The organism is Mammaliicoccus lentus, from assembly GCF_002902755.1.
Lineage (GTDB): Bacteria > Bacillota > Bacilli > Staphylococcales > Staphylococcaceae > Mammaliicoccus > Mammaliicoccus lentus.
The window spans coordinates 83,027-97,533 of the sequence record NZ_PPRS01000006.1 but is presented as its reverse complement, the minus strand read 5'-3'; the positions used below and the strand labels follow the sequence as shown (position 1 = coordinate 97,533).

General features: G+C 31.7%; 13 protein-coding genes. 12 read left to right on the top strand and 1 reads right to left on the bottom strand.

Features of this window, described 5'->3' with window-relative positions:
- The first annotated feature begins 135 nt into the window (after positions 1-135).
- Complete coding sequence (locus tag CD135_RS03290; protein WP_103268810.1) at positions 136-1,125, top strand: YdcF family protein; 990 nt, start codon at positions 136-138, stop codon at positions 1,123-1,125.
- 164 nt (positions 1,126-1,289) lie between these two features.
- On the opposite strand, the gene CD135_RS03285 is transcribed toward CD135_RS03290, so the two are convergent.
- Positions 1,290-1,730: an N-acetyltransferase gene (locus CD135_RS03285; RefSeq protein ID WP_017000538.1), complete on the bottom strand. Its 441-nt coding sequence runs from the start codon at positions 1,728-1,730 to the stop codon at positions 1,290-1,292.
- Between the two features lie 134 nt (positions 1,731-1,864).
- Between CD135_RS03285 and bshC the strand changes: the two genes are divergently transcribed.
- From bshC to pgeF, 11 genes are all read left to right on the top strand, one after another.
- Positions 1,865-3,481, top strand: a complete 1,617-nt coding sequence (bshC, locus tag CD135_RS03280; RefSeq protein ID WP_103268809.1) for a bacillithiol biosynthesis cysteine-adding enzyme BshC — start codon at positions 1,865-1,867, stop codon at positions 3,479-3,481.
- Between the two features lie 143 nt (positions 3,482-3,624).
- Positions 3,625-4,056, top strand: coding sequence for a division/cell wall cluster transcriptional repressor MraZ (gene mraZ, locus CD135_RS03275; protein WP_017000540.1), 432 nt, complete (start codon positions 3,625-3,627; stop codon positions 4,054-4,056).
- 11 nt (positions 4,057-4,067) lie between these two features.
- Complete coding sequence (gene rsmH, locus CD135_RS03270; RefSeq protein WP_017000541.1) at positions 4,068-5,003, top strand: 16S rRNA (cytosine(1402)-N(4))-methyltransferase RsmH; 936 nt, start codon at positions 4,068-4,070, stop codon at positions 5,001-5,003.
- 19 nt (positions 5,004-5,022) lie between these two features.
- On the top strand, positions 5,023-5,403 hold the full coding sequence (gene ftsL, locus CD135_RS03265; protein ID WP_064204076.1) for a cell division protein FtsL: 381 nt from the start codon (positions 5,023-5,025) through the stop codon (positions 5,401-5,403).
- The gene (locus CD135_RS03260) at positions 5,390-7,660 is read left to right on the top strand and encodes a penicillin-binding protein (protein ID WP_064204075.1); all 2,271 of its coding nucleotides are present in this window, start codon (positions 5,390-5,392) and stop codon (positions 7,658-7,660) included. The genes ftsL and CD135_RS03260 overlap by 14 nt, the downstream gene beginning before the upstream one ends.
- Before the next feature lie 29 nt (positions 7,661-7,689).
- A complete protein-coding gene (mraY, locus tag CD135_RS03255; protein WP_017000545.1) occupies positions 7,690-8,655 on the top strand; it encodes a phospho-N-acetylmuramoyl-pentapeptide-transferase in 966 nt (321 codons plus the stop codon).
- A gap of 1 nt (position 8,656) precedes the next feature.
- Entirely contained in the window at positions 8,657-10,006 is a 1,350-nt protein-coding gene (gene murD, locus CD135_RS03250) for a UDP-N-acetylmuramoyl-L-alanine--D-glutamate ligase (RefSeq protein WP_064204074.1), read from the top strand.
- A gap of 26 nt (positions 10,007-10,032) precedes the next feature.
- On the top strand, positions 10,033-10,977 hold the full coding sequence (locus CD135_RS03245; RefSeq protein WP_103268808.1) for a cell division protein FtsQ/DivIB: 945 nt from the start codon (positions 10,033-10,035) through the stop codon (positions 10,975-10,977).
- A gap of 108 nt (positions 10,978-11,085) precedes the next feature.
- Positions 11,086-12,465, top strand: coding sequence for a cell division protein FtsA (ftsA, locus tag CD135_RS03240; protein ID WP_103268807.1), 1,380 nt, complete (start codon positions 11,086-11,088; stop codon positions 12,463-12,465).
- Between the two features lie 28 nt (positions 12,466-12,493).
- On the top strand, positions 12,494-13,651 hold the full coding sequence (gene ftsZ / locus CD135_RS03235) for a cell division protein FtsZ (protein ID WP_017000549.1): 1,158 nt from the start codon (positions 12,494-12,496) through the stop codon (positions 13,649-13,651).
- 60 nt (positions 13,652-13,711) lie between these two features.
- Entirely contained in the window at positions 13,712-14,503 is a 792-nt protein-coding gene (gene pgeF / locus CD135_RS03230; protein ID WP_103268806.1) for a peptidoglycan editing factor PgeF, read from the top strand.
- Positions 14,504-14,507: the final 4 nt, after the last annotated feature.

Below are 14,507 nucleotides of genomic sequence, written 5' to 3'. Positions count from 1 at the left end.
CTACATTGACCTAATACAATACGTTATTTGAATATTCTGATAATTAATAAAATGATTTTATTCTTTATTTTATGAATATTTTTCATTATGATGATATACTTTTATTGTTATGAGTAATGGGAAGGGGTGAGCATAATGACAGTGGGTATTGTTTTTTTAATAATATTTTTATTGAGTTTTAAAATAGAATTTCGCCAATATAAAAATGTTTATTTTCTAGCTATTATTTTTATGTCGGTTTTAATCAGTATATTTGTAAACATAATCATCCCAAGTTTTGAATTAAATATGAATGTGAATTACTTATTAATTCTTAATATGTTTTATGGTGTATTAATTATTGTAGTTATGCTATTGTCACTTCTCAATACCAAAAAGAAAATTGCGAATGAAGGTAAATTTGTTAATAATATGCTTGTTTTAGGTTATGGTGTTTTTATTCTTATTAATTTCTTAATCATTAGTTTTAAGCCAGATTCAATTTTAAAATTTTATGAAGGTGTGTGGATTGTATACGTATCACTAATATTCTATTACTTAAACATTATCTTCATATTTCAAAATCTTTATGCTTGGATCGTAAGTGGGTTATCAAGAAAAAGAAAAAGTCATTTCATTATCGTTTTAGGAGCAGGCATTATAGAAGACAAAGTAACGCCATTACTTCAAGCAAGATTAGATAAAGCAATTAAAATAAAAAAGAAAAATTTAGATGCGGTGTTTATAGTAAGTGGAGGCCAAGGACCAGACGAAATTGTAAGTGAAGCAGAAGCTATGCGTAAATATTTGTTGAGTCAAGGGGTATCAAATAAAGATATTATTATGGAAGAAAAATCTACAAATACTAAAGAGAACCTTATATATTCTTATGATATTATGAAAAAATATGAAGTAAATCCGTTTGCGATTATTGTTTCGAATTATTTTCATATATTGAGAGCTGGATTTTTATCAAAGCAATTAAAGATTGATGCTACTGTTTCAGGTGGTGTTTCAAAGACATACTTTTATCCTAACACGTATGTTAGAGAATTCATGGCTTTGTTGGTCATGTTTAAGAAGACACATATAATCGCATTTTTATTGATAACAGCTTATGTTATATCGTACGTATTAACACAATAAGAGGGTGTCGCCTCTAAGACGAAAGAAATTTTAACTAAACACGTTATATCTAAATTTTAATTGACGACTATAACAAAATAGCATCTCATTTCTAACTGAATAAATCAGTGAAATGAGATGCTATTTATTTTAAGTTAGGAATTATATTCCAGACTGTTTTTTATTTAAGGAGTCCAAATTACAACGTCTTCTCCAGATTGATTTTGTTGCTCGATATCTTTAAATCCATGATTTACAAAGAAATCTTTAGATTGGTTACGTGCAATACATTTAATCGGTAGGCCATAGCTTTTAGCATAGTCTAATAATTGCAATCCGTAACCTCTGTCTTGATAATCTTTTAACACTTCTAGTTTCCATAAAATTAAATAATCACTAAAGTTAGGGAAATAAGTCTTCTCAACTTCATCTTGCTTGAATAAGCACATTCGAGCTACTAATTTATCCCCAACATAAATGCCGAAAAATGGTGAATCTGAACTTGCATCTATAATTTTGCCTTTTAGTTCTTCTACCATATATAAACCTTCGTTACCGAAGTTTCGGAATTGTTCAAATGCTTCTTCTGTTTTGTAATTAATTTGTAAATGTTCTACTTTTGCCATGATAATCCCCCTTGCTCTTTTCTTAATTATACTTCATTTATAACAAATTTTAAATTATAAGCCGTTAGATTGTTTTATTTAGCTATAATCTTTATACTTATTATAGTAATCAATTCTGAAGGAGAAAGACACGTATGGACTGTATAAAGACGTTAATTGATAAGCAAAATAGTTTCATAGATAGATACACTAATCAAAGTGAAGAAATACTGAATTTTTATGATTATAAGCCAGGCTTACAAGATGAATTCGTTAGACGAAGCGAGACATCTGCTAATGGTAGAGAAGAAATATTAGCACATGTTATAAGAAATTATATGTCTGATTTAACTTTATCAAAAGCTCAAGAAACTAATATTCAAAATTTAAGTAAAGGTCATAAAGTTGTAATTGGTGGTCAACAGGCGGGGTTGTTTACAGGACCACTTTATACATTTCATAAAATCATTTCTATCATTATTTTAGCTAAAGAGCAAAGTCAAAAATTAAATCAACCTATCATACCAGTATTTTGGATTGCTGGGGAAGATCATGATTTTGATGAAGTGAATCATACATACGCGTATGACCGTATAACAAGACAGTTAAATAAAATCAAATATAATACTGTAGAACCACCAGAAAAAAGTGTTTCTGAATATGTATTTGACGAAGAGCTTATATTGAAAGCTTTAGATGATATGTTTAAATCTATTGGAGAAACAAAACATTCAAAAGATTTAAAATCGTTAATCACTCAAATAGTAAAGAATGCTCATTCATGGAGTGATATGTTTAAATATTTAACACATGAAATTTTTAAAGAATACGGTTTATTAGTGATTGATGCTCATCACCCAAGATTAAGAGAAATGGAAAAACCATTCTTCAAACAAATTATAAATAATTATAAACAAGTTGATGAAGCCTTCAGAACAACGCAAAATAATTTTGCAGAAGTTATCAAAAATCGCATGATTTTGACTGATACGAATGTACATTTATTCTATGAGTATAATGACAAACGTCAATTAATAATGGCGGATAAAAATGCTTTTTATTTAAGTAAGGATTCTGAGGTTGTATTTAGTGAAGATGAATTGCTACAACTAATAGATAATTACCCAGAGAGATTTTCTAATAATGTGGTAACAAGACCTCTTATGGAAGAATATTTATTTAATACTTTAAGCTTTATTGGTGGTCCAAGCGAAATAATCTATTGGGGAGAGTTAAAAGGTGTATTCAACGTATTAAATATTGAAATGCCAATTGTAACACCTAGAATGCGTATAAGTTATTTAACTCAAGAAGCGAAAAAAGTTATAGAATCATATGAACTAGATATAAATGATATTTTAATAGAGGGCGTACAAAGTGATAAAGATAAGTTTATACGTGCTCAAGCATCTGATGAAGTATTAAGAGAAATTGAAAAAATGAAAGATATACAAACATCATTCCACCATAAATTAATTGATGAAATTGGTGATGAATATCAAAATAGACAATTAATAGAAAAAAACAACAAAATTCATCAACATCAGTATCAGTACTTATTAGATCGATATTTACTGAATGTTGAAAGAGAAAACGAAATTAGTATGAGACATTTTGAAATAATAGAAAATACGTTACACCCTCACCAAGGTTTGCAAGAAAGAGTGTGGAATCCGGTACAAATTATGAATCAATTTGGGACAGATGTGTTCAGTCCCTCCACCTATCCACCACTTTGTTACACTTTCGAACATATAACAATAGAAGTATAGAAATATCAACGGTTACACCGAATTTACAGACTTGTAAATTCGGTGTTTTTTTATGTATTGTACAAATTTTGAGAAAACTTGTATAAATAGTGGAGGATTGTGGGGGAATGTGGTAAATTATAAATAAGGTGAGGTGAAATAAAATGTTCATGGGTGAATATCAACATCAATTAGATACTAAAGGACGTATGATTGTACCTTCGAAATTTAGATATGATTTGAATGAACGTTTTATTATCACTAGAGGCCTAGATAAATGTCTGTTTGGTTATACACTTGAAGAGTGGGCACGCATCGAAGAAAAATTAAAAAACTTACCTATTACAAAAAAAGATGCACGTAAATTTATGAGAATGTTTTTCTCAGGTGCTGTTGAAGTTGAATTAGACAAACAAGGACGTATTAACATCCCGCAGAATTTAAGAACATATGCAAATTTAAGTAAAGAATGTACAGTAATTGGTGTTTCTAACAGAATTGAAATCTGGGATAGAAACACTTGGAATGATTTTTATGATGAATCTGAAGACAATTTTGAGGACATTGCAGAAGATCTCATCGATATTGATTTTTAGGAGTGGAGTAAATGTTTCATCACGTATCAGTACTATTAAGAGAAACAGTAGACAAATTAGACATAAAACCCGATGGTACATACGTAGATTGTACATTAGGTGGAGCTGGGCATAGTTTATACCTAGCCGAACAATTGAATGATGATGGTCATCTAATTGCAATCGATCAAGATGAGACGGCTATTCAACATGCTAAAAATATTTTGAAGGATCATATCCATAAAGTAACCTTTGTACAAGACAACTTTAGAAATTTAGAACATATATTAGAATCATTAGATATAAGCAAAGTAGATGGTGTGCTTTATGACTTGGGCGTTTCAAGTCCGCAACTTGATACTCCTGAAAGAGGTTTTAGTTATCATTATGATGCAAAGCTTGATATGAGAATGGACCAAACTCAATCACTATCTGCATATGAAGTGATAAACGAATGGCCGTATGAGCAACTTGTTAAAACATTTTTTAGATATGGTGAAGAGAAGTTCTCTAAACAAATAGCTAGAAAGATTGAAGCAAGACGAGAAAATGCTCCTATAGAAACGACTTTCGAACTAGTGGATTTGATAAAAGAAGGAATCCCGGCTGCTAAGCGTAGAAAAGGCGGACACCCAGCTAAAAGAGTGTTTCAAGCTGTGAGAATTGCAGTGAACGATGAGCTAGGAGCCTTTGAAGAATCTATTGAAGCAGCTATACAACATGTCAAAGTTGGTGGGAGGATTTCCGTTATCACTTTCCATTCTTTAGAAGATCGTTTGTGTAAACAAGTATTTCAAGAGTATGAAAAAGGGCCGGATGTCCCAAGAGGATTACCAGTTGTACCTGAGGAATACCAACCTAAACTCAAAAGAGTTAACAGAAAGCCTATTATTTCTGATGACGAGGAACTTGAAGAAAATAACCGAGCAAGAAGTGCGAAGCTAAGAGTAGCAGAAATCTTAAAGTAGTTAGAGGAGTGGCAATTGAATGGCAGTAGAGAGAATATATCCAAATTATAGACCTGACGAGTGGCAAGAGCCACAAGTCGAACCGCAAAGAAAAAAAGTTACCAAAAGTAAAGTAGTTGGCATATCAAGGATAGAAAAGTTTGTATACATAACACTAATAACTATGATTGCGTTGATAAGTATTTATATGCTATCTTTAAAAATGGATGCGTACAATAATAAAACTCAAATTGCAGAATTAGATAATAAAATTGAAGAGCAAAAAACTACTAATGGTGATTTGAAAACAGAATCTATGAAGCAGTCATCATATGAACGTATCTACGAAAAAGCTGAAGACTATGGTCTTAAGTTGAATAACAACAATGTAAAGGTAGTGCGTAGTGATGCCAAAAATTAAAATAAAGAAAAATAAAATAGGAGCAGTCCTCTTAGTAAGTTTTTTCGGACTGCTCTTTTTTATATTGGTCTTAAGATATTCCTACCTCATGATCAGCGGACAAGCTGCTGGAGAGGATTTAGCATATAGAGCAAGTGAAAAATATTTAAGACAAACAGTTGCTCAACCTGAAAGAGGTAAAATTTATGACAGAAATGGAAAAGTGTTAGCAGAAGACACGGATAGTTATAAATTGGTCGCTATTCTAGATAAAAAAATGAGTAAAGATAGTGATAAACCGAGGCACGTAAAAGATAAAGAGAAAACAGCAAAAGAACTTTCGAAAATCTTAAAAATGGATGAAAAAGATGTATTAAAAAGGTTGAAAACTAAAAATGCTTTCCAAGTTGAATTTGGTCAAAAAGGAAAAGATTTAACTTATAAGCAAAAAACAGATATTGAGAAATTAAAACTTCCAGGTATTACTTTTGAAACCGAAAAGAAACGATTTTATCCAAATGGAAATTTTGCATCCCATCTTATAGGATTAGCTGATAAAGATCAGGAAACTAATAAGTTAACAGGTGTATATGGTGCTGAAAAAGTCTTTGATAGTTATCTAAAAGGTAAGACAGGTAAAAATTCTTATAAACAAGATATTTGGGGCATGTTAGTACCAAACTCAGAAGATAATATTGAAGCTAAAAATGGTGACGATGTACATCTAACATTAGATTCGAATATCCAAGTATTTGTTGAGAATGCATTAGATAAAATGGTTGATCGTTATGAACCAGAAGATTTATTTGCAGTTGTTATGGATGCTAAATCAGGTGAAATATTAGGCTATAGTCAACGACCGACATTTAATCCAGATACAAAAGAAGACTTTGGTAAAAAATGGGCGAATGATTTATATCAAAATACATATGAACCTGGTTCGACATTTAAAACGTACGGACTAGCTGCTGCAATTGAAGAAGGCAAATTCGAACCTAATAAAAAATTCAAAACAGGTCATAGAGAAATTGACGGATTTAAAATTTATGACTGGAACGATGATGGCTGGGGTAATATACCTATGACAACTGGATTCACATATTCAGCAAACACTTTAATGATGAAATTACAAGATTTAGTTGGTGCAGATAAAGCGAAAACTTATTATGAAAAATTCGGTTTTGGTAAGAAAACAGGAAGTTTATTCGATAGCGAAGCTCCTGGTAACATTGCATTTGATAATGAACTTCAAAGAAAAACATCTTCGTTTGGACAATCTACAACTGTAACGCCAATTCAAATGTTACAGGCAGAAACTGCGATTTTAAATCAAGGTAATATGTTACAACCATATTATGTTCAATCAATAAAAAATCAACAAACTAAAGAAACGATTAAAGAAGGTAAGAAAAAAGTAGTAGGTAATCCAATTTCAAAAGATACAGCTCAGAAAACGATGACTGAATTGGATAAAGTGGTAAATAGTAAAGACAGTAATGCAACCAATTACAAAATTGATGGATATCGTGTTGCTGGTAAGACAGGTACTGCACAAGTTCCTGACACTAAAGGTGGCGGATACGTAGATGGGGCTAATCCTTACTTTGTAAGTTTTATGGGGTATGCACCAGCTAAAGATCCAGAAGTAGTAGTTTATGCAGGTATGTCACTAGCTAAGAAACGAGACTTAGAAGCTTATGAATATGGTGTTTCTCGTGGCTTTAATCCAATAATGGAGAATACATTGAAATATTTAGATGTAGAAGAAAGTGAAGGAAAAGAGAAAAATGACTCTTCAAAAGTTCCAGATGTTGTTAATATGGAAACTAAAAAGGCTACAGACATTGTAAAAGGTAAGAAATTAGAACCTGTCGTTATCGGTAATGGAGAAAAAATAATAAAACAATTACCACTAAAAGATAAAAGCGTACAAGATAAAGAAAGAGTATTACTTGTGACAGATGGCGAACTAACAATGCCTAATACTGAAAAATGGACAAAACGTGATATATTAAAACTTCAAGAAGCGACTGGTATTAAAGCTGAAACAGAAGGTTCTGGTTATGTTAAAGAACAATCAGTAGATGAAAATCAAAAAATTAAATCAGGCACTGAAGTTAAATTTACGTTGTCTAATAATCATCCAAATGGAGATGATTCAATAGGACAAGTACCAGAAGAAGATACAAGTGAAAAAGATAAAGAAGATAAAGAGAAAGATAATAAAGATAAAAAAGAAGAGAAATCGAATGATTCTAAAGAATCAGATGATTCCTGATAAATAAACAAAAGAAAAGGTGAACTATTATGAATTTTACGCTACCTGTCATTGCGTTTTTATTGACTTTGATTCTTGTACCAATACTTATCCCCACACTTAAAAAACTTAAGTTTGGGCAGAGTATAAGAGAAGAGGGTCCTCAAAGTCATATGAAAAAAACAGGCACACCAACAATGGGCGGATTGACATTTTTACTTTCTACCATTGTAGTGACGGTTATTGCATTATTTTTCGCTGACCAAATCGGACCACTAATTTTATTATTATTTGTCACAATAGGTTTTGGACTGATTGGTTTTATAGACGATTATATAATTGTCGTTAAAAAAAATAACCAAGGCTTAACGAGTAAACAGAAGTTTTTAGCTCAAATTGCAATAGCTGTAATATTTTATATTGTCAGTGTTGCGTTACCAAATTATCAATTTGAGTCAGCGATTAATATACCGTTTACTGATTGGTCATTACCGTTATCAGTATTCTATATCGTGTTTATTATATTTTGGCAAGTAGGATTTAGTAATGCTGTTAACTTAACTGATGGATTAGATGGCTTATCGACTGGGTTATCTGTTATAGCATTTGCATTTTATGCAATATTGTCATTTGTTTTAGATAAACCAGAAATAGGGTTATTCTGTTTAGTGATGTTAGCTAGTTTAATTGGATTCTTAATTTATAATAAGTATCCAGCAAAAGTATTTATGGGTGACACAGGTAGCTTGGCATTAGGCGGTATCTTTGCAACTATTTCTATTATGTTAAATCAAGAAATTACTTTATTATTGATCGGTTTTGTATTCGTTATTGAAACTTTATCTGTAATGCTACAAGTAACTTCGTATAAACTTACTGGGAAAAGAATATTTAAAATGAGTCCATTGCACCATCATTTTGAATTAGTAGGTTGGAGTGAATGGAAAGTTGTATTAGTATTTTGGGCTACTGGTATCATTACAGGGGCTATAGGTCTATGGATTGGAGTGATGTAAAGTGAAGCCATATACTGGATTGAAAGATAAGAACGTCTTGATTTTAGGGTTAGCAAAAAGTGGATATGAAAGTGCTAAGCTTTGTAAGAAACTAGGTGCAAACGTTATAGTAAATGATGGACAAGATTTAACGAACAATCCACATGCATTGGAGCTTGTAAATGATGGGATTAAAGTTATTAGTGGTGAACATCCACTGAGTTTATTGGATAATAATCCATTAATCGTTAAAAACCCAGGTATCCCATATAAAATCCCTTTATTACAAGAGGCATTAAATAAAAATTTAAAAATCATAACGGAAATTGAGTTAAGTTATTATATTTCTGAAGCGCCTATAATTGGTATCACAGGAACAAACGGGAAAACTACAGTTACTTCACTAATTGGTGATATGTTTGGAAACAGCAAAGTGAAAGGCCAAGTATCGGGCAATATAGGTGTTGTAGCATCGAAAGTAGCACAAGATGTGACGAAAGATGATTACCTAATTACTGAGTTATCGTCATTCCAACTTCTAGGAACGGTTGAATACAGGCCTCATATTGCAATTGTTACAAATATTTATTCAGCTCACTTAGATTATCATGGTTCATTAGAAGAGTATCAAAATGCTAAAAAGAATATATTTAAAAATCAAACTGAAGATGATTATCTAATATTTAATTATGAACAAAGACATCTTATTGACAAAGATGAAATTAAATCAAAGATTTTATATTTTTCAACAGAACAAGAGGTAAACGGGATATACATCAAAGACGATTATGTAGTATATAATGGTGTGCGTATTATTAACACGAATGACATCGTATTACCTGGTAAGCATAATTTAGAAAATGTATTAGTAGCAGTTCTCGCTTCTATTATATCCGGAGTAGATATCAAGTCTATAGTTCATACCCTTACTACATTCTCTGGGATAAAACATAGACTACAGTACATAGGAACAAACAGAGGTAATAAATATTACAATGATTCGAAAGCTACAAATACATTAGCAACAAGATTTGCGTTAAGCTCATTTAATTCACCAATTATTTGGTTATGTGGGGGATTAGATAGAGGTAATGATTTCGACGATTTAATTCCTTATATGGATAAAGTTAGATTAATGGTCACTTTTGGTGAAACAAAAGGTAAATTAAAAACTTTAGGTGCAAGTCAAGGTAAAGAAGTACTAGAAGCTAAAGATGTTAAAGGTGCTGTTGATTTAATACAAGATCATATTCAATCTAATGATGTTGTATTATTATCTCCCGCATGCGCAAGTTGGGATCAATACGATACATTTGAAGCACGTGGAGATGAATTTATTGAGAGTTTCCAAAAACATTTACCTTCATTCTAGAAAAATGGTTATAAGGAGTGACAACAGTGAGTAAGAGTTCTGATAAAAATGAAGATATTTTACAATTTGAAACGGCTACAGAAGATAAACACCTTAAAAGTCTAAAAACAAAAAGAAAGCGTAGACGACAAATTCAATTAGGCGTATTCATTGGTGTTATACTCCTTGTCTTGTTAGTAGTTTTATATATGTTTACGGATATCAGTAAAGTAGATAAAGTAGAAATTAATGGTGAAAAGCTTGTTGCTAAAAAAGATATCGAAAAAGCATTAAATATAAAATCTGATTCTAGAATTTATAATTTGCCAATGAGCGAAATGAAATCTAAGATTGAAAAAATCGAAGGTATTAAAAATGTTGAAATAAAGCGTCGTTTTCCTAATGATTTAATCGTAAATGTTAAAGAATATGAAACAATAGGCTTAATCAAAAATAAAAAAGGGTATGAACCACTATTGGAAAACGGTTCTACTATCAAAAAAATATCAACAGATTTACCAATCGATGTTCCGATTTTAAATGACTTCACTTCTAAAAAATTAAACAAAATTGTACCAGAGTTAAAGAAAGTAAAACCTAAAGTGAAATCAATGATTTCAGAAATTAATTATAAACCAGGTGAAAATAATCAAAATAGAATCCAAATGTTTATGACAGATAATGTAGAAGTTGTTGGAGATATTCAAACTTTTGCAAATAAAATTAACTATTATCCTAGCATATCTGATAAATTAGAGAGAGATAATACTGGAGAATTAAAAACACCAGGTTTTGTTGATTTACAAGTCGGTGCTACATTCTTACCATATGAATCTAAAGAACAACAAAAAGAGCGTGCAAATAAAGAAAGTGAACAAGAAGAAAATACAAAATCTGAGCAACAAAAGTTAGATCAAGCATTACAAGATTTATCAAAAGAACTAGAAAAATCTGATGAAGAACCAAAATCAACAGAAAAATCATCAGATTAACTAAAAATTCAACAAATAAACCTATTATTAGTTCACATTAAAACATCAATCATGTAAACTAAGAATAGTGTAAATTAGATTATCATGTCTTAGAGGAGGTGCCTATCGATGGAGGAACATTATTATATTAGTTTAGATATAGGTTCATCGAGTGTAAAAGTAATTGTAGGAGAAAAATTTCATAATGGCATTAACGTGATAGGTACAGGGCAAACGTTTACAAATGGAATAAGAAATGGTTGTATAGATGATTTTGATATTGCTAAGCAAGCAATTAAAGATACAATCAAAAAAGCGGCGATTGCTTCTGGAGTAGACATTAAAGAAGTTTTCTTAAAAATGCCTATCGTAAATACGGAAATATATGATGAAAAATATGAAATACCATTTGAAGGAACGGAAACAGAGATTGATGGTGCTCACATAGAATCTGTCTTAGAAGGCATAAGAGGATTGAATGACGTACCTGAAACCGAAGTTGTTGGGGTATTCCCAATGAAATTCATAGTAGATGATTTGCATGAAGTTTCAGACCCTAAAGAAATGGTTGCTACACAATCATTGAAGGTTGAAGCTGGTGTGATTGCAACATCTAAATCACTTTTAATCAATATAATTAAATGTGTAGAATCATGTGGTGTAGATGTATTAGAAGTATTCTCAGATGCTTATAATTATCAGTCAATCTTATCGCCAACAGAAGTTGAGTTAGGCGCTTGTGTCATTGATATAGGTGAAGATTTAACTCAAGTAGGTTTCTATGAACGAGGCAATCTTGTTGATGGGGATACAATTGAAATGGCAGGAAGAAGCATTACAACAGATATTGCTAAAGCATTAAATACTACATATGACAACGCTGAAAAAATCAAACAACAATATGGTCATTCGTTCTATGACTCAGCATCTGATCAAGATGTTTTCAGTGTTGAGCAAATCAATGAAGAAGGTCACGCACAATTTACTCAAAAAGAATTAAGTGAAATTATTGAATCAAGAATGGAAGAAATTTTCTTCGATGTTTTTGATTTATTACAAGATATGGGTATTACAAACGTTAACGGTGGATTTATCGTAACTGGCGGTACTTCAAATCTATTAGGAATTAAAGAATTATTACAAGATATGGTGAACGAAAAAGTACGTATACACACACCATCTCAAATGGGAATTCGCAAACCAGAATTTACGTCAAGTATCTCTACCATATCTAGTGGAATTGTCTTTGATGAGCTACTAGATTATGTTACAATGAATAATTATGATGCGGATACAATTGAAGAAGAAACTTATGATGAAGTAAATCAAGAATCTAAAGCAAAACCTTATGAACAATGGTTTAAGAAAAAACAAAACAAAGACAAAAATAATGATACAAAAGCTTCAAGTTCTGGTAACGACAATCACTCCGAAGCTGATTATGATTCGGATAGTCAAGAAGAGAAGCCAAGTGTATTCAAGAAATTAATGAAATCGTTATTTGATTGATGGGTCATAAAGATTAGGAGGATAATAAATGTTAGAATTTGAGCAAGGATTTAATCATTTAGCTACTTTAAAAGTAATTGGTGTTGGTGGCGGCGGTAACAACGCTGTAAACCGTATGATAGACCATGGTATGAATAATGTAGAATTTATTTCTATTAACACAGATGGTCAAGCGTTAAACTTATCTAAAGCGTCATCAAAAATTCAAATTGGTGAAAAATTAACTCGTGGTTTAGGAGCAGGTGCTAACCCAGAAATTGGTAAAAAAGCTGCTGAAGAATCTCGTGAACAAATAGAAGATGCTATTCAAGGTGCAGATATGGTATTCGTAACTGCAGGTATGGGTGGCGGAACTGGTACAGGTGCTGCACCAGTTGTTGCTAAAATTGCTAAAGAAATGGGTGCATTAACAGTTGGTGTTGTTACTCGTCCATTTAGCTTTGAAGGTCGCAAACGTCAAACACAAGCTGCAGCTGGCGTAGAATCTATGAAAGCTTCAGTAGACACTTTAATCGTTATTCCTAACGATCGTTTATTAGATATTGTAGATAAATCTACACCTATGATGGAAGCTTTCAAAGAAGCAGACAATGTATTACGTCAAGGTGTACAAGGTATCTCTGATTTAATCGCTGTTTCTGGTGAAGTAAACTTAGACTTTGCAGACGTAAAAACGATTATGTCTAACCAAGGTTCAGCATTAATGGGTATCGGTGTTTCTTCTGGTGAAAATAGAGCAATTGAAGCGGCTAAGAAAGCAATTTCTTCTCCATTATTAGAAACATCTATCGTAGGCGCTCAAGGTGTCCTTATGAACATTACGGGTGGAGAATCACTATCTCTATTCGAAGCACAAGAAGCTGCTGATATCGTTCAAGATGCTGCTGACGAAGATGTTAACATGATATTTGGTACAGTTATTAATCCTGAATTACAAGACGAATTAGTCGTTACAGTAATTGCAACAGGTTTTAATGATAAACCTTCTAGTGCGCGCAAACCTCAAGGTGGCGGAGCATTTGGTGGAACTACAGAAGCACCTTCAAAAAGAGATGAAGGAGAGTCACTAGATAGAAAAGCTTCATTTGAAAGTAAACCTGCTGCAAATGAATCAACTGATGATAGTGATATTCCAAGTTTCATTCGAAATAGAGAAGATAGACGTTCTAGACGCTCTAGACGATAAATGAACTTTAAAAGTCATCAGGCATATGTCCTGATGACTTTTTTTATTAGGAGAGATAACATGGAAGAAATATTTAGTCAGCAAAATCACCACTTATCATATAATGTTCAAGAAAGACCTGATTTAACAATTGGGATCACAACAAGAACTGATGGTCACAGTCCTTACCCAAATAATGCTTTTAACATGGCGCGTTATATAGATGATAATCCAGAGAATATTACAAAACACCAAAGAATATTAGCTGAGGAGATTGGCTTCTCGTGTGATTCATGGGTGTTTCCAATCCAAACTCATAAAAATAAAATTCAAGAAGTTAAATCATCAGATAGAGGTAAAAATATCTCAGAGCTTACTAACGAGTTATATGGATTAGATGGATTATACACTTATGAATCAAATATTTTACTGACAATGTGTTTTGCTGATTGCGTACCAATTTATTTGTATGATACGAATAGCGAGTATGTCGGACTTTGTCATGCAGGTTGGAGAGGAACTCAATCGCAAATCATTAAAGAAATGATTGAAAACTATAAAGGTGATATTGAGAACCTTAGAATTGTTATCGGTCCTTCAACTTCAAATAGTTATGAAATTAACGATGATATTTACAATAAATTTAAGTCTTTACCAATTGATTCATCTTTATATATTGAAAATAGAGGTCAGAATAAACATGGTATAGATTTGAAAAGAGCAAATGAATTGTTAGCTATATTTTATGGTGTAAAACCAGAACATATCGTTAAGACAAATCATTGTACAGCTAGTGAAACAGATAAGTTCTTTTCCTATAGAGTAGAACAAGGAAATACTGGAAGAATGCTTGCATTTATAGGTAGAAAGTAGGTAT

Coding starts and splice junctions, on each gene's coding strand:
- mraZ (WP_017000540.1), top strand. CDS start 3,625: ATGTTCATGGGTGAATATCAACATCAATTAGATACTAAAGGACGTATG.
- CD135_RS03285 (WP_017000538.1), bottom strand. CDS start 1,730: ATGGCAAAAGTAGAACATTTACAAATTAATTACAAAACAGAAGAAGCA.
- ftsA (WP_103268807.1), top strand. CDS start 11,086: ATGGAGGAACATTATTATATTAGTTTAGATATAGGTTCATCGAGTGTA.
- mraY (WP_017000545.1), top strand. CDS start 7,690: ATGAATTTTACGCTACCTGTCATTGCGTTTTTATTGACTTTGATTCTT.
- pgeF (WP_103268806.1), top strand. CDS start 13,712: ATGGAAGAAATATTTAGTCAGCAAAATCACCACTTATCATATAATGTT.
- CD135_RS03260 (WP_064204075.1), top strand. CDS start 5,390: ATGCCAAAAATTAAAATAAAGAAAAATAAAATAGGAGCAGTCCTCTTA.
- ftsL (WP_064204076.1), top strand. CDS start 5,023: ATGGCAGTAGAGAGAATATATCCAAATTATAGACCTGACGAGTGGCAA.
- bshC (WP_103268809.1), top strand. CDS start 1,865: ATGGACTGTATAAAGACGTTAATTGATAAGCAAAATAGTTTCATAGAT.
- CD135_RS03290 (WP_103268810.1), top strand. CDS start 136: ATGACAGTGGGTATTGTTTTTTTAATAATATTTTTATTGAGTTTTAAA.
- rsmH (WP_017000541.1), top strand. CDS start 4,068: ATGTTTCATCACGTATCAGTACTATTAAGAGAAACAGTAGACAAATTA.
- ftsZ (WP_017000549.1), top strand. CDS start 12,494: ATGTTAGAATTTGAGCAAGGATTTAATCATTTAGCTACTTTAAAAGTA.